Here is a 23379-nt window from a genome sequence, read left to right on the forward strand (position 1 = left end):
AGCCGAGCGAAGGTGCGACCGTGATGAAGGCAGTGCGTTTCCACGAGTACGGCGACCCCGACGTCCTGCGGTACGAGGACGTGGAGGTGCCGGTCCCCGGCGCGGGGCAGGTCCGCGTCCGGGTCACCGCGACGTCGTTCAACCCCGTCGACGGCAACATCCGCGCCGGCCGCATGCAGGGCCCCATCCCCGTGGCGTTGCCGCACACGCCCGGCCTGGACGTGGCCGGCGAGGTCGACGCGGTGGGCGCGGACGTGACCGGTTTCGCGGTCGGCGACCGGGTCGTCGGCTTCCTGCCGATGACCGGGGCGGGCGCGGCCGCGGAGTACGTCCTCGCCCCGGCCGAGGTGCTGGCGGCGGCGCCGACGAGCATCCCGCCGGCCGACGCCGCCGCGTTGCCGCTGGTCGGCCTCACCGCGTGGCAGGCCCTCTTCGACCACGCCGGGTTGACCGCCGGGCAGCGCGTGCTGGTCAACGGCGCGGGCGGGGCGGTCGGCGGCTACGCCGTGCAGCTCGCCAAGCGGGCGGGCGCGCACGTCGTCGCCACGGCCGGGCCGCGCAGCCGCGAGGCGGTCCGGGCGGCCGGGGCCGACGAGGTGGTCGACCACACCACCGCGGACGTGACCGCGGCGGTGACCGAGCCGGTCGACGTGGTGCTCAACCTCGCGCCGGTCGAGCCCGCGGCGCTGGCGGCGCTGGTCACGCTGATCCGCCCCGGCGGTGTCCTGGTGAACACGACGGTGTGGATGCCCGCGCCGAGCGACGAGGAGCGCGGCGTGCGGGGCATCGACCTGTTCGTCCGCAGCGACGCCGAGCAGCTGTCCCTGCTCGTGGCGCTGGTCGACCGCAGTGAGCTGCGGGTGGGCGTGGCCCGGCGGGTGCCGCTGGCCGAGCTGCCCGCGGTGCACGTCGAGGCCACCGCGGGCACGCTGTCCGGCAAGGTCGTCGTCCTGCCGCCCACCGCCTGACGATGGGCGCTCCCCCGGGCTACAGCGGCGCGACCCAGTACGGGGTGACGGTCATCGTGCCGTTGCCGGCCGCGCCGCGCAGGGTGCCGCTCGTCGTGGTGGACAGGGTGTACCAGGAGTCGACGTAGTCCGGGTCGTCGGTCCACCAGCTGTCGGGCAGGGCGTTGAGGATCGCGTTGACCAGCGGGATGTACGCGCCGCCGTCGACGATGGTCAGCAGCGCCTGGGCGAGCGCGAGGGCGAGGTCGCGGTAGTTGGTGCCGCCGTCCTCTTCCATCATGACGATGTCGGCGAGGTTGTACTTGTAGTCCGAGAAGTGGACCAGGAGCTGGTTGGGGTAGTAGGTCTTGCCGTCGTCGTCGAGGTACGGGAGCTGGACGGTGTCGACCTTGACCTTGCCGTCCAGGCCGAACCCGGCGGTGATGGTGAAGATCTCCGCGCCGCCCTTGTGCCACGGCTCCTTGTCGTCCTCCAGGCGGATCGACGTGAGCTGCGTGGCCCAGTAGCCGGACGCGGCCGTGACGGCGGGCGCCAGGCCGCGCCGCGCCAGGGTCGAGCGCAGCACTTCGGAGCCCTTGGCCAGGGCGGTCGCGGTGTCGACCTCGACCAGGTACACCGGGCGGGTCGGCACCCGGTCGGCGGGCAGCGCCACCCGGCGGCCCGCGCGGTCGTAGGCGGTCACGGTCGTCGCGTCGTCGTCGGTGGTGGAGGCGGCGACGAGCGGCGCGACGCCGCGGCGCAGCGCGGCGGCCATGTCGGGGTGCGCGAGGCGGACCGTGAGCAGGGACGTGCCGTCCTGCGGCAGGCCCTTGGCGGACAGGACCGCCCGGTCGGCGTCGCGCACGGCCCGGCCGAGCGCGGTGTCCCCGGCGGCGCGGGCCAGGGGCACGGGGTCGGCGGAGGCGGACAGCAGGCCGGCGCGCCGGGCGTCGTCGGCGAACTCGCCCGCCAGTCGCGCGGCGAGGTGGTCGGTGACCGCGGCGACCGAGCCGGCGGGGGCGGTGGCGGCCTCGGCGTGGGCCGGCGCGGTCGCCAGGCCGGCGGCGACCGCCCAGGCGCCGAGCGTCGACACCACGATCCGGGTACGGCGCGACAGGGACATGGGCCTACCTCCCGTTACAGGGCGTGCAGGGGTGAGCGGGGAGAGTAAAATCTGAAAGAATTACACGAACTCGCGCCGTCCCTTGTCAACGGCCGACCCCGCACCTCGCGCCGACGCACCCGAAGCCGGTCCGACCGGGTGATCGGACCGGGCCCGCCACCGCCCTCCCCTCGGACGCCCTCCCCTCGCACGCCCTCCCCTCGCACCGCCGCGCGGACCGACGGCCGGTCACCCGGCACGGTGCCCGGCGGTCGCGCCGGGGTCGCCTGGCCGGGTGGGCGGGGTTCACCCGGCGCGGTGGTGTTGTGGCGTCGGCCTGGCCGGGCCGCCCGGTCCGCCGGATCGTCGCCGGGTATGAGGACGTTGACGAGAGTTCGGGTCGTGGTCGCCGTGCTGGCCGTCCTGGTGGCCGGGTGGCCCGCGGTCGGGCAGGCGGACGACCGCATCGTCGGGGGGCGTGACGCGACGGAACCGCACGGCTTCGTCGCTTCGCTGCACGCGTTCGAGTTCCCGGGCGCGTTCTGCAGCGGGTCGTTGCTGGACCCGCGCTGGGTGCTGACGGCACGGCACTGCGTCAAGGACGCGACGGCCCCGGACCTCCAGGTATCGCTCGAACCCGACCCGTTCCGGCCGCACCTGGTCCAGGTGAAGGCGATCCACGGGCCGCCGCCGACCGGAGCCGACCTGACGCTGCTCGAACTGTCCGCGCCGGCCGCCGGCACGCCGATCGGGATCGCCGGGGCCGGTCGGTGGCCCGGCCCGGTGCGCATCCTCGGGTTCGGCGACGTCTGCCAGGGCAGGGACTGCGACGCGCACTGGCTCCAGGAGCTGGACACCTCGATCGTGTCCCCCGTCGCGTGCCGGGACCGCGACATCGACCCGCGGCTCGAGTTCTGCGTGCAGCGGCACGACCGGGACGGCGGCGCGTGCCAGGGCGATTCCGGCGGCCCGGCCGTCCGGCCCCTGCCCGGCGGCCGGTGGGTGCTGCTCGGCGCGCTGAGCCGCGGCAACCCCAAGTCCTGCCGGACGGGTCCGGACGTCTACACCGACGCCTGGGTGCACCGGGACTGGATCGCCCGGTTCGTCCCGCCGGTCGCCGAGCCCACCGCCGGCTGACGTCCGATCAGGTCTGCGGCCACATGGAGTAGATCAAGTCGTCCTCGTCCGCGCACACGACCTGCGGCAGGGCCGGTTCGGGGACCTGGTTGCACGTCATCGTGCCGATCACCAGCGGCGGCCGGCCGGCGGTCGGCTCGCGCCGCTCGGCGTAGTAGTCGAACAGCACGGCGGCGGCCCGGTCGCAGGTCAACCGACCGGACGGGGTGTGCACGACGACGGCGAGCATCGGCTTGCCCAGCGCGCCGGGGAACGGGTCGGTGCAGTAGTCGGCGGGCGCGCCCTCGTCCACCGTCGGCACCGGCCCGGGGGTGGGTTCGACGTCGGACGGGGTGGTGACCGCGGAGGACCGGGTGGTGGCGGAAGACGCGGTGGTCGTGGCCCCGGAGCCGGAGCCGGTCACGGCGGTCGAGCAACCGGTGGCCATCAGGGCGAGCACGACGAGTCCCGTCGCGGTCGAGCGCCTTGCGCGTGCCTGTCGATTCACGAGCACTGTGACGCGCCGGGGGCGCGATCGGTTGCCGGCGAGCGGACGGCGAGTGCCCCCGCATCCGGTGTGGACGCCGCCTGCTCCACACCGGACGCGGAGGCCCTCATCCCGACGCCGTCAGGCGCGCAGGCTCCACTGCTGGTTGGGGCCGCCGTTGCAGGACCACAGGATGATCTTGGTCCCGTTGGCCGTGCCCCCGCCGTTGGCGTCCAGGCACAGCCCGGACTGCACACCGGTGATGGTGCCGTTGGCGTTGACGTTCCACTGCTGGTTCGCCTGGCCGTTGCAGTCCCACACGATCACCGCGGTGCCGTTGGTCGTGCCCCGGTTGGAGGCGTCCAGGCACTTGCCGTTCACCTGGAGCTGCTTGCCCGAGGTGTGCGTCCAGCGCTGGTTGGCGCCGCCGTTGCAGTCCCACAGCTGGGCCTGCGTGCCGTTGGTCGTGCTGCCGACGTCGAGGCACCGCCCGGACTGGCCCCCGACGATCGTGCCGCCGACCGGCTGGCTGCCGCCCTGTCGCCGGACGACCGACTTGGACTCAGCCGACCGGGTGCCCTGCGCGTCCACGACGTAGAGCCGGTAGTCGCCGGACGCGGTCGGCACGTCGATGGACGTCGCGGCGCCGCCCGCCCTGGTCATCGTCGGGCCGACCGCGAAGGCGGTGGTGCCCTGGGGCGCGAGCCAGAGCGTCCTGGTCGCGTCGCCGGTGCTGCGGATCGGGATCGACGCGACGCCCGTGCCGACGAACGTGCCGGCCGGCAGCGCGTAGTCCGGGGCCGCGAGCGTGCTCCGCGGGACGATGTCCCGGTACTCGTCCTCCAACCCGGCCTTCACCGCGATGCCGTAGGCCGGCGCCGGCCACACGTAGTCGCCGTAGGTCAGGATGTCCTGCACCGTGCTGTTCGGCAGGTTCTTGTTGGAGACCTTGTTGATCGGCCCGTACGTCTGGGTGATGCTCAGGTCGTGCTTGCGCCCGAAGTCGTCCGAGTTGATCATCCAGGTGATGTTCTTGTCCACGCTCAGGACGTTGTCGCGGAACGTGATGTACGCCGACCCCTCGTCGGGGTGCAGGCCGTACTTGTGGCCCGCCGGGACGCCCTGGAGGTAGTTGTCGGTGATCGTGGTCCCCGGCTGGCTGCCCAGCGTGTAGATCGGGGCCGTGTCGCTGAGGCGCTGCACGGTGTCGATGATGTGGTTGAAGCTGATGTTGTTGTTCTTCGCCGTGGTGGTCGGCCGGTTCGGGGCGATCGAGCCGGACGACCCGTCGAAGTTCCACCACCCCCAGCCGAGCGTGATGCCCGACCACGGGCTCTTCTCGATCCGGTTGTGCCGCACCGTCAGGGTGTCGACGAAGTACGCCGAGATCGGGCTGTGCCCGTTGAACAGCACGGCGCTGTCGTAGAGGTAGTTGTTCTCGATCTGGATGTTCTTCGGCAGGCCCTCGACCTGGGCCGGGTACTTCTCGCGGTTCGTCGCGGTGTGGTCCCCGATGTAGACGTGCTGCGGGTGGCCCACGACGATGGCGGACCCGGCGATGTCGTTGGTGTGGTTCCCCGTCAGCTGCGTGTTCTGCACGTCGTTGACCAGGGAGATGCCGTCCACACCGGTGTGCTGGACCCGGTTGCGGTGCAGGGCGATGCCGTCGGCGTTCTCGATCTGGACGATGCCCGGCGGCACGTCGACGTTGCGGTAGTAGTAGACGTGGAAGTTGCCCCGCGCGTAGGCGGTGTTGCCGAGGTTGCCCTGCTGCGCCTGCTTGAACGCGGAACCGGCCACCGTGACCAGGTTCCAGTCCGAGTGCTGGACGGTGAGCCCGGAGAACGTGATGTTGCGCGCGTGGTCGCTCGTGGAGGTGCCGGCGACGCGCAGCACGGTGGAGACGTTGTTCGGCGCGTGGACCGAGGCGGTCGCCATGTTCTCCGACGCGGCCTTGTAGTAGTACACGGTCCGGGCGGCCCGGTCGAAGTAGAACTCGCCCGGGGTGTCCAGGAACTCGTAGGCGTTCATGAGCTTGTGGCTGCCGCCGACCTGGGCGTTGCCGTTGTACGCGCCCTGGGCGATGGCCGCGCCCGGCTGCTGGAACAACGCCACCCGGCCCGACCCGTCGGAGCTCGTGGTGACCTGGCGGACGCCGACGATGGCGGTGGTCCAGGTCGTGCCCGTCTCGATCTCGAGGTCGTCCTGGTTGCGGGAGATCGCGGGCAGGTCGCCCAGGGCGTACTTGGCCCCGTCGCACTGCGAGCCGGACTCCCACGCCCACGGCGCCTGCCCCGCGGTGATGGTGTAGGTGCCGTAGCACCCCTGCGAGGTCACCGTCTTCGACGCCATGAACGCCCGCTTGTCGTTGACGTAGAGCGCCCGCAGCTTGGTGTCCCGGTTGAGCGGGGCCTTCCAGATGTCGCCGCTGTGCTGCGTCCACCCGGTCACCTGGACGCCGGCGTTCAGGACCGGCGTCTCGCCCTGGTACGCGGCGTACACGACCCGGTGGCCGTTCGTGCCCGAATCGCTGGACGTGAACGCGATGGTGCTCGTGACGGGGTAGTTCCCGCCCCGGAGGTACACGAGGATGTCGCCGGTCATGTTGGCGTTGATCGTGCGGACCACGTCCCGCGCGCGCTGCACCGTCCGGAACGGCGCGGTGATCGTGCCGGGGTTGGCGTCGTTGCCGTCGGGCGCCACGTAGTACGTCGCCTGGGTGGCGGCCGCGGCCCGGCCGGGGTCGGCGACGGCCGGCAGCAGCGCGGCGGACACAAACACCGCTAGGACCGCCAACAACCTCGTGGCGGTGAGGGCTGAAGTCACCGTCTCGTCCTCTCGCTCCGGATCGGGGAGGGCATACCCGCCGCAGCACACGATGTGTGCTACTCATCCGGTCCCGGACCGACCCGTGCGCGGGTCGGACGACTGACCGGCGGGCATGACGTTTGCCCTGGTAGGGGCGGAGGCGTGGGCGACCGACTCCGGGCTCTATGAGAGCAGCAAGGTCACCCGGCGTCAAGGATGAGCGTGCTCATTTTAGCAACGCCCGGCGGGTCGACAGGTCAGAGGTCGAGGACGAGACGGGGGCCGCGCGACCGCGACACGCAGATCATCATCACGTCGCCGGCCGCCCGCTCGTCGTCGTTCAGCACGGAGTCCCGGTGGTCCGGGAACCCTTCCAGCACAACGGTCTCGCACGTGCCGCAGGTGCCCTCGCGGCACGAGGACAGCACCGCGACCCCGGCCGCCTCCACCGCGTCCAGGATCGACGCGCCCTCCGGCACGAGCAGCGTCCGGCCCGACCGCGCCAGCCCGACCTCGAACGACGCTCCCCCGCCGGCGTCCGCCCGGGACGTGAAGCGCTCGACGTGCAGGCGGGCGGGCACGCGTCGCTCGACGGCCGCGAGCAGCGATTCCGGTCCGCAGCAGTAGGTTTCGGCGTCCGCCGGGAGGAACGCGTCCAGGTCCAGCGGGCCGGTCTCGTCCTGCGGCCGCAGCAGCACCCGGTCGCCGTACCGGTCGCGCAGCTCCCCGGCGAAGGCCATGGACGAGCGCGTCCGCCCTCCGTAGAGCAGCCGCCACGACGCGCCGCGCGCCGCGACGGCCGCGATCATGGGCACGAGGGGCGTGATGCCGATGCCGCCCGCGACGAACAGGTAGCGGTCCGCCGCCACCAGCGGGAACCTGTTGCGCGGTCCGCGAACCCGCACCGCGGCGCCCTCGGCGAGCGTCGAGTGCACGTGCCGGGAGCCGCCGCGACCGGACGGCTCGCGCTGGACCGCGACCTGGAGGACCGAGCGGTCCGCCGGGTCGCCGCACAGCGAGTACTGGCGCACGAGGTCCGGCCCGAGCACCAGGTCCACGTGGGCCCCCGGTTCCCAGGCCGGCACGGGTTCGCCGTGCGGGCGGCGCAGGGTCAGGCGCACGACGTCGTCGGCGACGACCTCCCTGCGGTGTACCAGGACGTCGAACTCCACCAGGGCGCGCGGCTCGGTGGGCACGGTCATCGGGGCTCCTGTTCAGAGGTGGGCGTGGACCGGCCGCGGGTCGGCCGGCGGCGCGGCGGCCCGCGGCTCGTGGCCCCGCGGGTGGGCGAGCAGCCAGTCCCACAGCTCCACCGGGTCCTCCGAGTCGTGCTCGGCCCCGCAGTGGCACACGCCGACCAGCACGTCGGTGCCCAACTCCCAGTGGACGCGGTAGACCGCGTCGCCGCGCAGCACCGCCACCCGGTCGCTCATCGCGTGGACGCGTTCGCGGGCGCGGCGGTGTTCGCGGGCGCGGCGGCGCTCGGAGGCGCGGCGGCACTCGCGGGCGCGGCGGCGTTCGGCGGCACAGCGCCGTTCGCGGGGCCGGCACTCGCGGGTGCGGTGGCGCCGGCCGCCATGCGCCTGAGGATGCGCCGGGCCGCCAGGCCGCCGGTGTCGATGTTGATCGACAGCTCCTGGTAGCCCTCCGGCTCCGCCTGGATCACCCGCTCCAGGAGGTCGAGCGCGGTGACGTCCTGGAGCACCACCGTGCGGTTGCTGTCCCGCAGGAAGTCCGACACCTCCTGGTCGTCCAGCGCGAAGTCCCGCGCCACGGCCCAGAAGTCGTGCGTGCTGTGCTCGGTCTCCGGGGTGATCGCGTAGACGACCTCGACGTGGAAGCCGTGCGGGTCCGAGCCGTCGGCCTCGGGCAGCACGCCGACCGGCGCCACGCGGCTGTGCAGCAGGTACAGGCACGGCGGGTGGTACTCGATGTCCTGCCAGCGCGTGATCCGGCCGTCGATCCCGGTCGACTTGGCGTAGAACGGCGGGCACGCGGCGTCGGCCATGTGCCGGCTGACGTAGATGATCCCGTTGTCCTCGTCCACCTCGGTGGTGATGGGCGTGTTCGCGACCTCGGGCGTGCCGATGTACCCGCCGTGCAGGTAGGTCTCGTGCGAGAGGTCCATCAGGTTGTCCACCAGCAGCTCGTACCGCGCCGCCAGGGGCTCCATCCCGCTGACCGTGGTGTAGCCGGGGTCGGCGAGCCACGGCGCGCGGGGGATCAGCGCCCGGTCGGCCCGGTCGTGCTCGCCGATCCACACCCAGACGAACGAGTCCTGCTCCACCACCGGGTAGGACGGCACGCGGGCGGTGCGCGGGACGCGCGCCTGCCCCGGCACGAACACGCAGCTGCCCGTCTTGTCGTAGGTGAAGCCGTGGTAGCCGCAGACGATCGTGTCGCCCTCCAGCCGGCTCTCCGAGAGCGGGTAGCGCCGGTGCACGCACCGGTCGGCGAGCGCGACCACCTCGCCCGCCTCGCTGCGGTAGAACACCAGCGGCTCGCCGAGGATCGTCCTGGCGAACAGCTCACGCCCGATCTCGCGGCCGTAGGCGGCCACGTACCACTGGTTGCGCGCGAACGTCATGATGGGACAGCCTCCTGCGGTGACGTGGTTCGCCGACCGGGTGACCGGTCAGCTCGCGCCGTAACGGGCGCGCACGAGTTCCTTCAGCAGCTTTCCGGTGGCGCTCTGCGGCAGCTCGTCCACGAACACCACGGATTTCGGGATCTTGTAGCCGGCCAGCCGGCCGCGCAGGAACGCCAGGACGTCCTGCTCGCTGGTCGTCCCGGCGGCGGGCTTGACGGTGACGACCGCCCGGCCCACCTCGCCCCACCGGTCGTCGGGCACGCCGATCACGGTGCACTCGGCGATCGCGGGGTGCTCGTGCAGGACGCTCTCGACCTCCGCGGGGTAGACGTTCTCCCCGCCCGAGATGATCACGTCCTTGAGCCGGTCGACCACGGCGACGTAGCCGTCCTCGTCGGCCGTGGCGACGTCGCCGGAGTGGAACCACCCGTCGCGGTCGATGGCCCGCGCCGTGTCCGCCGGGCGTCGCCAGTAGCCGCGCATGACGTTGGGCCCGCTGACCACGATCTCGCCCTTCTCTCCGGGGGCGACGTCGGTCAGGTCGGGCCCGACCACGCGCACGTCGGTGAAGAAGTGCGGCACGCCGGCGGTGCCCGCCTTGGCCTCGCTCATCTCCCTGGTCAGGTACAGCGCTCCCGGGGAGGTCTCGGTCATGCCGTAGCCCTGGCTGAACGCCAGGCCGCGGCGCTGGTAGGTGCGGATGGTCGCCTCCGGCACGGGCGCACCGCCGCAGTTGACCTGGCGCAGGCTGGAGAGGTCCGCGTCCGCCCAGCGCGGGCAGGCGGCGATCGCGTTGTACATGGTGGGCACGCCGAACATGTACGTGACGCGGTGCGCCTCGATCTGGCGCAGCACGTCGGCGGCGTCGAACGCGGGCAGGAGCACGACCGTGCCGCCCTTGACGAGGGTGGGCAGGCAGGTCATGTTCAGCCCGGCGGTGTGGAACAGGGGCGCGACGACCAGGGTCACCTCGTCACTGGCCAGGTCGACGTCGACCAGCACGTTGACGGTGTTCCAGGTGAGGTTGCCGTGCGTCAGCATCGCGCCCTTGGGCCGCCCGGTCGTGCCCGAGGTGTACATGATCAGGCAGAGGTCGTCGAGCGTGACCGGTTCGTCGATCGGGTCGGCCGCGGCCGACGCGATCAGCTCCTCGTAGGAGTCCTCGCCCGCGGCGGGCCGGTCGAGCGCGACGGCCCGCAGCGGGCCCGCGCCGTTCTCGCGGACCGCCTGGACGACGGCCGCCTGCTCCGGGGCGTACACCAGCACCGCGCTGCCGGAGTCGGCCAGCGCGTGCGCCACCTCCGCCGGCGCCCACCGCATGTTCAGCGGCACGAACACCGCGCCGAGCACGCCGGCGGCGAACAGCACCTCCAGGAACGCGGGGTGGTTCGGCCCCAGGTAGGCGACCCGGTCGCCCCGGCCCACGCCGACCCGCCGCAGGCCGTGCGCGAGCCGGAGCACCCGCTCGTGCAGTTGGCGGTAGGTCGTCCCCCGGCCCTCGTGGATCACCGCCACCTTGTCCGGCGTCTTGCGGACGCGCCGCGCGGTCCACGAGCCGATGCCCTGGTTGCGCATGGCGACCCCTTCGCTGTGCGAGCTTCCGCGCTCCGCCGACGCTCCCCGAAGTTAGGCTCGTTGGTGTCGGTCGTCAAGATTATGCCCAACGTCGCTTCGTGCCGCGGCCCGTCCGATCGGCTACGGCGGACGGCTCCATCCGGTCAGCTCGGGGCGGCCGGCTCCGGCAGTCGGCTCCGGGCGGCCGGCTCCGGCAGTCGGCTCCGGGCGGCCGGGTCCGGCGGTCGGCTCCGGCGGTCGGCTCCGACGGACGGCTCCGGCCGGCCCTGGCAGTCGGCCCCGGGCGGTCAGTCCCGGCAGTCGGCTCCGGGCGGTCGGCTCCGGGCGGTCGGGCCAGGGGTCAGGCGGGGAGCCAGGCGCGGGCCGCGGCTGCCAGGGCCGCCACGCCCACCTCCAGCGTCGGGCTGATCACCGGCGCGTAGTGCGGCGAGTGGTTGGCGGGCAGGTCCGCGACCACGTGCCGCAGCTCGTCGAACGTCGTCGCGCCCGCGAACGCCGCCGGGTCCGCCCCGCCCAGCAGCCAGTACACCAGCGGCACGCCGGCCGCCGTCGCGAACACGCCCACGTCCTCGCTCCCGGTCACCGGCCCGGGGTCCACCACGCGGTCCGCGCCGACCACCGCCGACAGCGCCGCGCGGGTCCGGGCCGCCGCGTCCGGGTCGTTCACCGCGGCCGGGTAGCTGCCCAGCACGCCTACCTCCGGGTCGCGTGGCGCGCCGGACGCCGCCGCCTCCGCCCGCACGACCCGCTCGATCGCGCGCAACGCCCGGTCGCGCACCACCGGGTCGTAGCTCCGGACGCTCAGCAGCAGCTCGGCGTGGTCGGGGATGATGTTCGCGACCGTGCCCGCCCGCACCGCGCCCACGGTCACCACGCACGTGTCACCGGCCGCGATCTCGCGCGACACCACCGCCTGCAACCGCAGCACGGTCGCCGCCGCCATGACCACCGGGTCCACCGCCGCCTCGGGGCGGGACCCGTGCCCCCCGCGGCCGTGCAGGACGACGCGCACGGTGTCCGACGCGGCGAAGGCCGGCCCCGGCCGCAGGCCGAGGAACCCCGCCGGGATCGGCGCGACGTGCTGCCCGAGCACGACGTCCGGCCTGCCGAACCGGTCGAACAGGCCGTCGGCGACCATCGCCTCCGCTCCCCCGCCGACCTCCTCCGCCGGCTGGCACACCGCGAGCAGCGTGCCGCGCCACCCGTCGCGCCGGGCGGCGAGCTGCAGGGCGGCCCCGACCAGGCACGTGACGTGCACGTCGTGCCCGCACGCGTGCGCCACCGGCACCCGGTCGCCGTCCCGGTCGACCACGGCGGTGGCGGCGTAGGGCAGGCCGGTCTCCTCCCGGACCGGCAGCGCGTCCATGTCCGCGCGCAGCAGCGCGGTGGGGCCGTCGCCGTTGCGCAGCACGCCGACCACGCCCGTCCCGCCCACGCCCTCGGTCGTCTCGAAACCCGCGGCACGCAGCTCGCGGGCGGCGACCGACGCCGTGCGGGTCTCCCCGAACGCCAACTCCGGGTGCCGGTGCAGGTCGCGGTACAGGTCGGCGAGGTCCACGACGCCCACTATCGGCGGCGCGGCACGGGGCGGCAACCGGGCTGCCCGGACCGCGCCGCACGCCCGGTCGGGCGGTGATCGTCGTGCGCGGTCGGGCGGGACGCCACAGACTTCGCCCATGGGTGAGGAGAAGTTCCACGAAGGCGACGAGGTCACCTGGTCCAGTCACGGCCGGACCGTGCACGGGGAGGTGGTCGAGGAGATCACCGAGGACACCGAGGCGGCGGGCAGGACGGTGCGCGCGTCCGAAGAGGACCCGCAGTACCGCGTGCGCAGCGACAAGAGCGGCAAGGACGCGGTGCACAAGCCGAGCGCCCTGGGCGACGACTCGTGAGCGGCGGGTTCGACGAGGCCGTGAACATGACGGCCGCGGAACTGGCGCGGTGGCTGGAGACCGACGAGTCCCGGTCCGTCGGGCAGTCCGACGGCGGGGAGTCGGTCGGGCACGAGTCCGGCCGGCGGATAGTCGAGCTGCTGCGCACGAAGGAGGCGGACCTGACCGACGACGACCGGGCGCACATGCGCAAGGTGGTCGGGTACGTCCACCGGCACCTCGCCCAGCGGCCGGGCGGGGACGTGGAGCACACGAGGTGGCGCTACTCCCTCATGAACTGGGGCCACGACCCGCTGAAGGACTGACGCCGGGAACCGGGGACGGGGCGGGTCCGACTCCTGGGGCAAGGGATCCGGGAGTCGGGAGGTTCGTGGTGGAGCGTCGTGGTTTCCTGCGCGCGTCGGCGCTGTCGGCCGGCATGGCCGGCGGTCTGGGCGCGCTCGCCGCGGCGGCGCCGGTGGCGTCGGCCGCGAACCCGGTGCGGGTGCAGGTGCTGATGTTCGACGGGGTGGAGGAGCAGGACTGGGCCGCGCCCGCGGAGGTGTTCGGCATGGCCGCCGGGTTGAGCGGTGGCGCGCTCACCGCCACGCTCGTCACCACCGGCCGCCCCGGCACCGTGACCTGCAACTTCGGCGCCCGGGTCGAGGTGGGCCAGGGCTGGTCGCCGCACGCGGCCGACGTGCTGGTGGTGCCGGGCGGGGGCCGCTACAGCGACCCGGGCAGCGTCGGTGTGCGGCGGCTGATGGCCGATCGCGGTTTCCTGCGCCGACTGGCCGACGCCGACGTGCTGCACGTCGGCATCTGCACCGGTGTCATGGCGCTGTCGGCCGCCGGCCTCACCAGGGGCCGCAACGCCACCACCCACCACCGCGCGAAGGCCGACCTGGCCGCGGCCGGCGCGACCGTCGTGGACGCCCGCGTGGTCGACGACGGCGACCTGGTCACGGGCGGCGGCGTCACGTCCGGGCTGGACGTGGCCCTGTGGCTGGTCGAGCGCTTCCTGGGCGCGCGGTCGGCCCAGCAGGTGGAGACCATCCTGGAGTACGAGCGCCGCGGCACGGTGTGGCGCGCCTGACCCGACGGCACGCGCCCTGGTCCGAGGTGCGCCGGGTGGCGGCCGGGCGCGCGTCGAGCCGGTCCCGAGGCCAGGCTGAGCAGGGAAAACGGTCTTACCATCGGCCCCATGTGGATTTCGCGTTGTTCGTGCAAATGCCCGACCGGGGTTTCGGCGCTCGCGGCGAACCGGAACGTCGGCACGACGTTCAGCCAGGCCGACCAGATCGCCTTGGACTTCATGAAAGCCGAATACGACTCGTTACGCGGCGAGGGTGCGCAGGCGCGACAAGCCCAGCAGTCGATACTGCAGTGGAGCATGGCGATCCTGGGCGTCGTCTTCAGCGCCGGCATCCTCGTGGCGAACCAGTCCATGAACGCGAACACCAGTCCTTCCGCCCAGGGCTTCCTCCACCTGGTGTTCCTGCTCGTGTTCGGGGTGGTGCTGCCCCTGTCCTCGTGGTGCGCCACGCTCGCCTGGTTCGGCGAGCTGATACGCATGGAACGGGTCGGCCGGTACCTGCGGGGCTTCGAGGTGGCCCTGGGCGAGATCATGTCCCGCCACCGGCCCTCGGGCGACCCGGCCTTCCCCACCTCGCCCCTCCGGTGGGAGAACCACATCTCCGGCGAGCGGAGAGGGGTGGCCGTGTCCAAACAACGCGTCGGCTACCTGGGGTGCCTCGGGCTCTACGCGGGTGTCGTGGCCGTGCCGCTGACCGTCGCGTTGATCCGCGTCTGGCGTGACCCGCTGCCGTGGATGGGCACGGGGATCCGAACGGCGTTCACAGCGTACGCAACGCTCGTCCTCAGCGGGTTCACAGTGACGCTCGTGATCATCACCGCGGCCCTGCAACGCGCGGGGCGGCAGGCGGCCGACCTGTCGGCGGTCGTCCCGGGCGCACGACGGGCAGCACCGGAACGGCTTCCGGGCTGAGGTCGTGCGCGAGGACCGGTGAGGAGAGCGGGTCGTGGGCCTTCCCAGGAAGAGGGTGCCGGGTGAGCTGGTCGCCGGGCTCACCGGTCGCTACCGGGCACACGGCGACCCTCGGGAGGTCTCGTGCGTGATCGCGTGCAGCTTCGGCTACCGCAGATCGCCGGTCGGGACCGAACCCGGTGTCGTCAACGACTACCTCGCCCGCTCCGCGATCGGCTTGTTCCCCGGCAAGCCGGTGCTCGCGCAAGTCGAGGTGGCGGAGTGCATCAACCGGCTGCCCGGGGGTCCCGAGCGGTGCATCCCGGTGGGTCAGGTCCCGGACGACGCGGACAGGTACGTCTCGACGTCCCGGGTGCTCCGTCAGTGTCGGGGGATCATGGCGGAGCGCGGGTGGTCCACCGCGGCGATCGTGGCGCACCCCTACCACCTGCCGCGGGTCGACGTGACCGCGGGCCGTCTCGGCATCGACACGGTCGCCCCGGCGGGGCTCGCACCGCTGTGGGACCGTGCGTCGGCGCAGGTGTGGACGCGCTCACCAGGGCTGTGGCAGGTCCGCGAGCTGTTCGTCGGGCTCGCCCTGATCTTCTCGTGAGGCACGCACGGCGGGGCTCCGTCGGCGGCGTTCGGCGGCACCGAGCGGGCTCCCGGACGACGACGGGGCACGGCCGGGTGGCCGTGCCCCTCGCGGTGGTGGTCAGCCGGCGCGGCGCGCCCAGGCCGTGAACGGGTCGAGCGATCCGTCGACGGGGCACGGCTCGACGGTCCGGCCGCGGCGGTCGAGGTCCCGGTAGGAGGCGCGGTAGTCGAAGCCGTACCGGGCGGCCTCGTCGGCGCTCACCGCGTAGTAGACGGTGGTGACGCCGTGGTCGAACGCGGCGCGGTAGCACATGCCGCACGGCTCGCCCGAGGCCAGCAGCACGGACTCGGCGACCAGCGCCGGGTCGGTCTTCGCCGCGGCGCGCAACGCCACGACCTCGGCGTGCGCGGTGGGGTCGCGCTCGACCAGGACGCGGTTCACCCCGGTGCCGAGGACGCCGGCGGTGGGGTGGAGCACGACCCCCGCGAACGGGATGCCGCCGCGCTCCACCTCGGCCAGCGCGAGGTCCACCGCCTCCCGCATGTGGCCGGCGATCCGGTCGACGTCGAGCGCCGTCATCACGACCGGCCCGAGGCGTGCTTCGGGCTGGAGGCGAGCTTCAGCCACACGACCCCGCCGATGATCACCGCCAGCCAGAACACCCGCACCGGGGTGAGGGCCTGGTCCAGCAGGAACGCGCTCACGACGGCCGCGCCGGACGAGCCGATGCCGGTCCAGACCGCGTAGCCGATGCCGACGTCGATGTTCTTCAGCGCCAGGCTGAGCGTGAAGACGGTGAGGAAGAAGAACACGCCCGCGGCGATCGACCAGCCGAGGTCGCTGAACCCCTTGCTGCCGCCGACGCTGACCGCGTAGCCGATCTCCACGAGGCCCGCGATCAGCAGGATGATCCAGGCGCGGCGGCTCGCGGTGGCGGTGTCGTCGTGCCGGGTCGTGCCGGGTCGGGTCGAGGTGGTGGTCATCTCGTGTGCTCCCTTTGCGATGGTCTGCGTGCCGGGTCCGGACGGGCGCGTCGGGTCAGACGGCCGCACCGGACAGTTCCAGGCCCACCACGCCGACGATGACGACGGCGATGCCGAGGACCTTGCGCCAGTCGAGGCGCTCCTTGAACAGCAACGCGCCGAGCAGCACGATGCCGACGGAGCCGAGGCCGGTCCAGATCGCGTAACCCACGCCGACGTCCAGGGTGATGAGCGCCAGGCTCAGGAAGAACGTGCCGAGCGCGCCGATGACGAGCGTGAGGATGGACGGCCACAGCCGGGTGAAACCCTTGGCGGCGTTGGCGCACAGCGCGAAGGCGATCTCGAAGACGGTGGCGATCGCCAGGTAGACCCAGTGCATGTCGCTTTCCTTTCCTTGCTAGCTCAGCGCTTTGCGCAGTTCATCGGGGCTCGGCACGCCCTCGATGCGGTGCGAGCCGATGTCGATGGTCGGGACGGCCCGCACGCCCGCCGCCCTGGCCTCGGCGAGCCGGTCGCGGTGCCGGTCGGCGTACCGGCGCTCGGCGAGCGCGGCGGCGAACTCCCCGGCGTCCAGCCCGACCTCGGCGGCGATCTCCGCCAGCACGTCCGGCCGGCCGATGTCGAGGTCGTGCTGGAAGAACGCCTTCAGCACGGCCAGGTGGTACTCCTTGGCCCGGCCGTGCTCCTCGGCGAACAGCGAGCCCTCGAACGGCAGGTGCGTGTAGGGCTGGGGCGACACGGTCGGCAGCTTGATCGGCACCCCGAGCCGCTCCGCCATCGGGTAGACCGAACTCCGCCAGACCCGCGGCAGGTAGTCGTCCTCCGGGCGCAGGGTGGGGTTCGGGTAGGGCCGCAGCTCGTGCGGCCGCCACGTGACCGCGGCGCCCGCCTCGGCGGCGACCGTCTCGATGACGTCCTCGGCGAGCAGGCAGTACGGGCACACGTAGTCGAAGTAGACGACGACCTCGGGTGGGTTCATGACTCCTCTCCACATCCACACGAGGGATACCGGCTCAATATTTGCATGCATGTGCATGCTCTCGTCAAGTCCTTCGCGGGCACCGTCACCGTGCCGTCGTACAACACCGGCCCTGACCTGCGACGATTACCACGTCACCGCGTCTGCTGAGGCAACCTGACACGCGTGTCGACCCGATCCGGAAACTTGCACGTGCATGGATCTTCGCACCAAGGCTCACGTCGGAGAGCAGGCACGGGCGGAAGGGGCGGAGGCCGCCGGCAGGCCGAACGGGCGAATCGCGGCATGCCCGCGGGCGATCAGACGGGTGGGCCGGCGTTCCGCGAGGGAGGCGAGGCCCCCGGAACCCCGCCGGCAACCGGTAGAGTCGGCCTCACGCCCGTTGTATGTACCAGCACAGTCAAGCCCGGACAAGCCGGCCACGTTCTAGAATGTTGCTCACTCATGGACTTGGCTGCCGATCGGAAGCGCAGGTGACGAGATGAGCGCAACCCACCGCCAGACCACCGAAGCCGCCTCCGACCAGGCCGCCTGGGGCCGGGTGCTGACCCTGCACGTGCACGTCGAACGCCAGCTCGCCCAGGCCATGCAGCGACGCCACGGCGTCGGGCTGTCGGAGTACCGGGCCCTGGCCGAGCTGTCGAACTCGCCCGCCGGCGAGTGGCGGATGCAGGAGCTGGCCGACCGGATCGGCCTCGGTCAGAGCTCGGTGACGCGGCTGGTCGCGCGCCTGGACGCGCTCGGTTTCGCCCGGCGGGATCTCTGCCCCGACGACAAGCGCGGCGTCTACGCCGTGATCACCGACGAGGGCAGGCAGCTGCACGTCGCGGCCCGGGCCACCTACGCCGAGGTGCTCAGCTCCGCGTTGAACACCGCCGGCGCCGACCAGGAGCTGGCCCGCCTCGTGCAGGCGATCCGCAGCGCCGGCTGATCGGAATTCCGCCTCCCGCAGCAGTGCCGTCGAAAAACCGGAGCAGGAATCCATTCCACCGTTCGACGCAACGGGCGGTCGTGATGTGTGATCCGCATCGGGACCGAAGTTAGTTGCTTGACCGTGCATCTGTTCGCGGTTAATTTACACGTCACAGCGACAGGACGGTCGAAACCGCTGAGAGATCAGCCGGGGCGAACCCTTGCCGCTTCAGCGGGCACGTCGACCTTGGGCGCCACGCGCCGGTCCGTCGCTCAGGCAGTCCTGCTTCCCACGGCACAGCTTGCTCCCGAGGAGGAATCGTGCCTTCGTCGCGTTTGCTCGGTCACCTCGCCGAACACGCGGTGCGCCGTTCCGGGTCGGTCGCGCTGGTCCACGCGGACCGGGAAGTGACCTACGGCGAGTTGTCCGGGCTCGTCGAGCGGTACGCGGCCGACCTGGTCGCGCTCGGCGTGACCCCCGACCGGCCGGTGTGCGTCCCGGCGCACAAGTCGGTCGAGACCGTCGCGTTGCTGATCGCCTGCTTCACGGTGGGCGCCGGCGTCCTCGTGCCGTCGGCCGAACTCGGCCCGGACGCCCTCCGGACCGCCTGCGAGCAGGCCCGGTGCTCGCACGTGCTCACCGCGGGTCCCGACGGGCCACCCGCGGCGACCCCGGTGGCGGCCGCCGAGCCGGCGGGCTTCGAGCCCGTCGACCCGAGCCGGACCAGGATCCTGTTCACCACGTCCGGTTCCACCGGGACGCCGAAGATCGTCCCCGTGCCCGAGTCCGCTTTCGACCGTTTCGCGGAGTGGGCGACGAAGCGGTTCGGGCTGACGGCCGACGACGTGTCGCTCGCCTACGCGCCGTTCAACTTCGACCTGTCCCTGTTGGACGTGTGGGTCTTCCTGCGCGCGGGCGCCCGCGTCGTGCTGGTCGACCCGGCCGCGGGCGCGGACGGCAACCGGCTGCGCCGCCTGGCGCACGACCACGGCGTCACGTTCGTCCAGGGTGTGCCGCTGCTCTACCAACTGCTCACCGAGGACGCGGACGCGACCTTCCCGGCCAGGGCGGTCGTGTTCACCGGCGAGGCGCTCCCCCACCGGCTCCTGCCGCGGATCGCCCGCGCGTTCCCGCGCGCCCGGTTCTACAACGTCTTCGGCTGCACGGAGACCAACGACAGCTTCATCCACGAGGTCGACCCCGCGACCGCCGGTCCGCGCATCCCCATCGGCAGGCCGATCGACGGCGTGGACGCGGTGCTCGTCCACGACGACGGCACGACCGTGGAGGGTCCGGGCACCGGCGAACTGCTCGTCCGGACCCCGTTCCAGACCACCGGCTACCTCCAGACCTCGCTCAACGACAAGGCGTTCGTCCCGGCTCCCGACGGGGGCGGCCCGTTCTACCGGACCGGCGACGTGGCCACCCGGGACGCCGACGGCTCGTTCGTCCTGGAGGGACGCCGCGACTTCCAGGTCAAGGTGCGCGGCATCCGCACGAACGTGCTGGAGGTGGAGGCCGTGCTGGCCGCCCACCCGGACGTGGGGGCGGTCGCGGTCGTCGCCGTGCCGGACGTCGCGGCGGGGCACCGCCTGCACGCCGAGGTCGAGCGGAAGCCGGGATCGGGGCTGACCTCCCTCACGCTCCGCAGCCACGGCGCGAGAACGCTCCCGCGCCACGCCATCCCGTCCACGATCCGGGTCGGCGACGTGCCGCTGCCGCGCACGCCCACCGGCAAGCCGGATCGGAAGCTGATCAAGCACACCGTCATGGAGGGCGCTGACTGATGGATTTGGCAACGCAGGTCCGCGACTACGTCGTCACCGAGTTCCTGTCCGGCGAGGACGTTCCCGACCTGACCGACGACTTCGACCTCATCGGGAACGGCGTGGTCGACAGCCTGGGCCTCGTGCGGTTGATCTCGCACATCAGCAAGACCTACGGCATCCCGGTGGACGACATCCCGCTGGAGCCGTCGAACTTCCGCGACATCGGGCACATCTGCTCCTTCATCCGGCGCACGGCCACCGCGGTGTCGGCCTGACCGGAACAGCACGCGTGATTCCCCGAATCCCATTCAACTAGGAGAGACCACGTGATCGTCCGCAGCTACGACGAGATCGCCCCGGTCGAGTGGGGCAACGGCACGAGCCACCGCCTGCTCACCGAGTCCGACGGCATGGGCTTCACCGTCTGCGAAACCTTGGTGCGGCAGGGCACGACCAGCGCGCTGCAGTACCGCCGCCACCTGGAGGCGTGCTACTGCATCGGTGGCTCCGGCGAGGTCGTCACCGCCGACGGGGAGCGTCACAAGATCGTCGAGGGCACCTTGTACGCGCTGGACAAGCACGACGCGCACTACCTCGTCGCCTCCGACGACGAGGACCTGCGGCTCATCTCGGTGTTCAACCCGCCGCTGCGCGGCGACGAGAAGCACGCCTTATCCGACGACGGGTTCTCCCAGTACTGATCCGTTCCCGGTGGGGCCGCCCGCCGGTCGGGTGGCCCCGCCCACGGCACCAGCGAGGGGCTGAATCACCATGACCGCAACCTCCGACACCTTCGCCACCGCCGCCCCCTGGGCCGAGGAGCTGAACCTCGACACCGCGGCGTGGGACGCCCGCGGCGAGTTCCCGTGGGAGAAGTGGAAGGCGATCCGGCGCAGCGGCATCCTCGCCGTCCCGTTCGACCCGCGGTACGGCGGCCGGGGCCACTCCCTCACCGAGACCATGCGGGCGCTGGAAGGGCTCGGCCACACGTCCCGGGACGCGGGCCTGAACTTCTCCACGTCGACGCAGATCGTCAGCGTGGGGCTGGTCCTGCAGGCGTTCGGGAGCGAGGAGCTGCGGGAGACCTACCTGCCGGGGATCGTCTCCGGCGAGCTGGTCACCGCGCACGCGATCACCGAGCCGACGAACGGCTCGGACGCCACCGGCATCACCACGACCGCCCGCCGGGACGGCGACGACTACGTCCTCGACGGCGAGAAGATGTTCATCACCAACGCGCCGATCGCGGACCTGCTGCTGCTCTACGTCCGCACCGGCGCGCCCGGTCCGTTCGGGTTGAGCTGCTTCCTGGTGGAGCGCGACACGCCCGGCCTGCGCATCGGCGAACCGCTCGACAAGATGGGCCTGCGGACCTCGCCGCTCGGCGCGGTGACCCTCGACGGCGTGCGCGTGCCGGCGTCGCGGCGGGTCGGCCGGGAAGGCGCGGGCTTCCTGATCCTCGACCACATCATGAAGCGGGAGGTCCTGCTCTCGTTCTCGATCACGCTCGGCGAGATGGAGCACCGGCTGGAGCGGTGCGTCCGGCGGGCCCGGGAGCGCACGCAGTTCGGCCAACCGATCGGCGGGTTCCAGGCCGTCGGCCACAAGGTCGCCGACATGAAGATCGCGGTGGAGACGGCCCGCAAGTGGCTGTACGACACCGGGGCCAAGGTCGAGGCGGGCGAGGACGCCGCGATCGACGTCGCCGCCACCAAGACGGTGGTGAGCGAGGCGAACCTGCGCACCGCGCTGGACGCCGTGCAGATCTTCGGCGGGGCCGGGTACCTCACCGGCACCGGTGTCGAAGCCGACGTGCGCAACGCGGTCGGCGGGACCATCTACTCCGGCACGAACGAGGTGCAGCGCAACCGGATCGCGTCGCTGCTGGGCCTGCGTGCCACGGCTGCCCAGGGAGCGCCCCGTGACTGACGACCTCGCGCGGCTGACCGCGCCGACGGAGTTCCTCGACTTCGAGTCCGAACCCGTCCAGGAGTTCATCGACGCCGCGGTGCCCGACCGCGGCATCGGCAAGGGGGAACTGGCGACCGCGCTGTACTACGCGGTCCGCGACGACGTGTTCTACGAGGTCTACGGCGCGGACCTGTCCCGCGACGGGCTCAAGGCCAGTCACGTCGCGCGCCGCAAGCAGGGCTTCTGCCTGCACAAGTCGGTGCTCTACGCGGCGTGCTGCCGCGCGGTGGGCATCCCGGCGCGGCTGCACTACGGGAAGGTCCGCAACCACCTCGCGTCCGACCGGTTGCGCGCGCACATCGGCGGCGACGTGTTCTTCCACGGCCTGACCTCCGTCCACCTGGACGGGAAGTGGGTCAAGGCGACGCCCGTCTTCAACCGGCTGCTGTGCCGGCTGTACGGGCTCAAGCCGCTGGAGTTCGACGGCACCGCCGACAGCCTGTACCACCCGTTCGACGAGGACGGCCGCCGGAGCATGGAGTTCCTGGTCGACCACGGCGGGTTCGACGACCTGCCGTACGAGTTCGTGATGGAGCAGATGAGGACGAACCACCCGGCCTTCCTCGACGCGGAGGGCACGGGGACCGTTCGCGGCGGCTCCCTGGTCGCCGAGGCGGCCGGGTGACCGCCCCCGTTCGGAAGGAGGACCGCACGATGACCGAACCCGCCACCGTCCCGGACGGCTGGGGTGCGCGCGCCCGGATCGGCGTGGTCGTGCCCCACGCCGACGTCGGGCCGGAGTCCGAGCTGCAGGCCCTCGCCCCGCGCGACGTCGTCGTCCACGGCTCGCGCGTGCACTTCGGCGCGATGCGCGCCGGCGGCGAGATGGACCCGAAGATCCCGCACGCGCCGGTCCGGGCGTTCGTCGAGCCGCCGCACGTCGACACCGCGGTCGAACTGCTCGCCGCCGCGCCGCTCGACGTGATCGCGCTCGGCTTCACCAGCTCCGCGTACGTCCTCGGCGCGGCCGGGGAGAAGGACCTGTTCGACCGGCTCGCCGGCCACACCCGCGGTTTGCCGATCACCGGCACCACCAGGGCCGCGGTGGCGGGTTTCGCCGCGCTCGGCGCACGCCGGGTGGCCGTCGTCAACCCGCCGTGGTTCGACGACGAGCTGTCCGGCCTGGGCGCGCAGTACTTCGCGGAGCACGGGCTGGAGGTCGTCCAGCACGGGCCGTGCGGGTTGCCCAGCGACCAGAAGCTGATCACGCCGGGAGCGCTCTCGGACTGGATCCGGACCGCGGTGGCGCGGGCCGAGCCGGACGCGGTGCTGGTCGCGGGCAACGGCATCCGGGCGGTCGGCGTGGTGGACGCGCTGGAGCGGGACTGCGGCTTCGCGGTGCTGACCGCCAACCAAGTCCTGCTGTGGCACGCGCTGCACCTCGCGGGGGCGGGGCACCTGGCGTCGGAGATCACCGCCTACGGCCGCCTGTTCACCGTCTCGCCGGGCTGAGCCCGCCCCGACCGGGCGACCGCCACCCCGACGCGCAGCAACCTCCCACCCGACGCGACGCGCAGGACGCAGGGCAACCCCGTGCCGACGCGACCCGCAGGACGCAGGGCAACCCCGTGCCGACGCGACAGCCGACCCGGCGCGACACCCCGACGTGGGGCGTCGCGCCGGTCAGCCGGAACAGGCGCGGGCTCCCCGGCCCGTCCGGGGTCGGTCGCCGGTACCCGCCGC

The 23379-nt window shown here is 72.7% G+C and carries 26 protein-coding genes; 14 read left to right on the plus strand and 12 right to left on the minus strand.

Annotation, left to right across the window (positions count from 1 at the left end; translation table 11 throughout):
* Positions 1-23: 23 nt before the first annotated feature.
* Positions 24-968 carry an NADP-dependent oxidoreductase gene (locus ACWEFJ_RS34440; RefSeq protein WP_449716316.1) on the plus strand — a complete coding sequence of 315 codons (945 nt, stop codon included), beginning with the start codon at positions 24-26 and terminating at the stop codon, positions 966-968.
* Positions 969-987: 19 nt separating this feature from the next.
* On the opposite strand, the gene ACWEFJ_RS34445 is transcribed toward ACWEFJ_RS34440, so the two are convergent.
* Positions 988-2070: a DUF3103 family protein gene (locus ACWEFJ_RS34445; protein WP_378090359.1), complete on the minus strand. Its 1083-nt coding sequence runs from the start codon at positions 2068-2070 to the stop codon at positions 988-990.
* A 354-nt stretch (positions 2071-2424) separates the two neighbouring features.
* Between ACWEFJ_RS34445 and ACWEFJ_RS34450 the strand changes: the two genes are divergently transcribed.
* On the plus strand, positions 2425-3186 hold the full coding sequence (locus ACWEFJ_RS34450; RefSeq protein WP_449716317.1) for a S1 family peptidase: 762 nt from the start codon (positions 2425-2427) through the stop codon (positions 3184-3186).
* Positions 3187-3193: 7 nt separating this feature from the next.
* Here the strand turns inward: ACWEFJ_RS34450 and ACWEFJ_RS34455 are convergent, their stop codons facing one another.
* From ACWEFJ_RS34455 to ACWEFJ_RS34485, 7 genes are all read right to left on the minus strand, one after another.
* On the minus strand, positions 3194-3625 hold the full coding sequence (locus ACWEFJ_RS34455) for a hypothetical protein (RefSeq protein ID WP_449716318.1): 432 nt from the start codon (positions 3623-3625) through the stop codon (positions 3194-3196).
* Between the two features lie 168 nt (positions 3626-3793).
* Positions 3794-6478: an RICIN domain-containing protein gene (locus tag ACWEFJ_RS34460; protein ID WP_378090353.1), complete on the minus strand. Its 2685-nt coding sequence runs from the start codon at positions 6476-6478 to the stop codon at positions 3794-3796.
* 239 nt (positions 6479-6717) lie between these two features.
* The gene (locus ACWEFJ_RS34465) at positions 6718-7662 is read right to left on the minus strand and encodes a PDR/VanB family oxidoreductase (RefSeq protein WP_449716319.1); all 945 of its coding nucleotides are present in this window, start codon (positions 7660-7662) and stop codon (positions 6718-6720) included.
* A 12-nt stretch (positions 7663-7674) separates the two neighbouring features.
* Entirely contained in the window at positions 7675-7893 is a 219-nt protein-coding gene (locus ACWEFJ_RS34470) for a hypothetical protein (protein WP_378090349.1), read from the minus strand.
* Positions 7890-9047 (minus strand): aromatic ring-hydroxylating dioxygenase subunit alpha, encoded by a 1158-nt coding sequence (locus tag ACWEFJ_RS34475; protein ID WP_449716320.1) that lies wholly within the window; start codon positions 9045-9047, stop codon positions 7890-7892. Before ACWEFJ_RS34475 ends, ACWEFJ_RS34470 begins: the two co-directional genes overlap by 4 nt.
* Positions 9048-9095: 48 nt before the next feature.
* A complete protein-coding gene (locus ACWEFJ_RS34480) occupies positions 9096-10625 on the minus strand; it encodes an acyl-CoA synthetase (RefSeq protein WP_449716321.1) in 1530 nt (509 codons plus the stop codon).
* 340 nt (positions 10626-10965) lie between these two features.
* Positions 10966-12183, minus strand: coding sequence for an amidohydrolase (locus tag ACWEFJ_RS34485; protein WP_449716322.1), 1218 nt, complete (start codon positions 12181-12183; stop codon positions 10966-10968).
* Positions 12184-12301: 118 nt separating this feature from the next.
* On the opposite strand from ACWEFJ_RS34485, the gene ACWEFJ_RS34490 reads away from it, so the two are divergent.
* The 5 genes from ACWEFJ_RS34490 (at position 12302) to ACWEFJ_RS34510 (ending at position 15096) form a co-directional block, all read left to right on the plus strand.
* A complete protein-coding gene (locus ACWEFJ_RS34490; RefSeq protein ID WP_378090341.1) occupies positions 12302-12517 on the plus strand; it encodes a hypervirulence associated TUDOR domain-containing protein in 216 nt (71 codons plus the stop codon).
* Complete coding sequence (locus ACWEFJ_RS34495; RefSeq protein WP_378090339.1) at positions 12514-12822, plus strand: DUF3140 domain-containing protein; 309 nt, start codon at positions 12514-12516, stop codon at positions 12820-12822. The genes ACWEFJ_RS34490 and ACWEFJ_RS34495 overlap by 4 nt, the downstream gene beginning before the upstream one ends.
* Positions 12823-12890: 68 nt before the next feature.
* The gene (locus ACWEFJ_RS34500; protein ID WP_449716323.1) at positions 12891-13592 is read left to right on the plus strand and encodes a DJ-1/PfpI family protein; all 702 of its coding nucleotides are present in this window, start codon (positions 12891-12893) and stop codon (positions 13590-13592) included.
* Between the two features lie 108 nt (positions 13593-13700).
* Positions 13701-14504: a hypothetical protein gene (locus ACWEFJ_RS34505; protein ID WP_449716324.1), complete on the plus strand. Its 804-nt coding sequence runs from the start codon at positions 13701-13703 to the stop codon at positions 14502-14504.
* Between the two features lie 34 nt (positions 14505-14538).
* Entirely contained in the window at positions 14539-15096 is a 558-nt protein-coding gene (locus ACWEFJ_RS34510) for a hypothetical protein (RefSeq protein ID WP_378090333.1), read from the plus strand.
* A 102-nt stretch (positions 15097-15198) separates the two neighbouring features.
* Here the strand turns inward: ACWEFJ_RS34510 and ACWEFJ_RS34515 are convergent, their stop codons facing one another.
* The 4 genes from ACWEFJ_RS34515 to ACWEFJ_RS34530 are packed head-to-tail and all read right to left on the minus strand — an operon-like array spanning position 15199 to position 17043.
* Positions 15199-15708, minus strand: a complete 510-nt coding sequence (locus ACWEFJ_RS34515; RefSeq protein ID WP_449716325.1) for a nucleoside deaminase — start codon at positions 15706-15708, stop codon at positions 15199-15201.
* Positions 15660-16064, minus strand: a complete 405-nt coding sequence (locus ACWEFJ_RS34520; protein WP_378090330.1) for a DMT family transporter — start codon at positions 16062-16064, stop codon at positions 15660-15662. The genes ACWEFJ_RS34515 and ACWEFJ_RS34520 overlap by 49 nt, the downstream gene beginning before the upstream one ends.
* A gap of 55 nt (positions 16065-16119) precedes the next feature.
* Positions 16120-16443 carry a DMT family transporter gene (locus ACWEFJ_RS34525; protein ID WP_378090328.1) on the minus strand — a complete coding sequence of 108 codons (324 nt, stop codon included), beginning with the start codon at positions 16441-16443 and terminating at the stop codon, positions 16120-16122.
* A gap of 18 nt (positions 16444-16461) precedes the next feature.
* Positions 16462-17043, minus strand: a complete 582-nt coding sequence (locus tag ACWEFJ_RS34530; protein ID WP_378090326.1) for a DsbA family oxidoreductase — start codon at positions 17041-17043, stop codon at positions 16462-16464.
* 481 nt (positions 17044-17524) lie between these two features.
* Between ACWEFJ_RS34530 and ACWEFJ_RS34535 the strand changes: the two genes are divergently transcribed.
* From ACWEFJ_RS34535 to ACWEFJ_RS34565, 7 genes are all read left to right on the plus strand, one after another.
* Positions 17525-17974 carry a MarR family winged helix-turn-helix transcriptional regulator gene (locus tag ACWEFJ_RS34535; RefSeq protein ID WP_378090324.1) on the plus strand — a complete coding sequence of 150 codons (450 nt, stop codon included), beginning with the start codon at positions 17525-17527 and terminating at the stop codon, positions 17972-17974.
* A gap of 302 nt (positions 17975-18276) precedes the next feature.
* Positions 18277-19743 (plus strand): AMP-binding protein, encoded by a 1467-nt coding sequence (locus ACWEFJ_RS34540; protein WP_449716326.1) that lies wholly within the window; start codon positions 18277-18279, stop codon positions 19741-19743.
* On the plus strand, positions 19743-20000 hold the full coding sequence (locus ACWEFJ_RS34545; protein ID WP_378090320.1) for an acyl carrier protein: 258 nt from the start codon (positions 19743-19745) through the stop codon (positions 19998-20000). The genes ACWEFJ_RS34540 and ACWEFJ_RS34545 overlap by 1 nt, the downstream gene beginning before the upstream one ends.
* 51 nt (positions 20001-20051) lie before the next feature.
* Complete coding sequence (locus ACWEFJ_RS34550) at positions 20052-20426, plus strand: ectoine synthase (RefSeq protein WP_378090318.1); 375 nt, start codon at positions 20052-20054, stop codon at positions 20424-20426.
* A gap of 70 nt (positions 20427-20496) precedes the next feature.
* The gene (locus ACWEFJ_RS34555; protein WP_378090316.1) at positions 20497-21654 is read left to right on the plus strand and encodes an acyl-CoA dehydrogenase family protein; all 1158 of its coding nucleotides are present in this window, start codon (positions 20497-20499) and stop codon (positions 21652-21654) included.
* On the plus strand, positions 21647-22321 hold the full coding sequence (locus tag ACWEFJ_RS34560) for a transglutaminase-like domain-containing protein (RefSeq protein ID WP_378090314.1): 675 nt from the start codon (positions 21647-21649) through the stop codon (positions 22319-22321). Before ACWEFJ_RS34555 ends, ACWEFJ_RS34560 begins: the two co-directional genes overlap by 8 nt.
* 29 nt (positions 22322-22350) lie before the next feature.
* A complete protein-coding gene (locus ACWEFJ_RS34565; protein WP_378090312.1) occupies positions 22351-23148 on the plus strand; it encodes a maleate cis-trans isomerase family protein in 798 nt (265 codons plus the stop codon).
* Positions 23149-23379: the final 231 nt, after the last annotated feature.

It is taken from the genome of Actinosynnema sp. NPDC004786 (assembly GCF_053601135.1).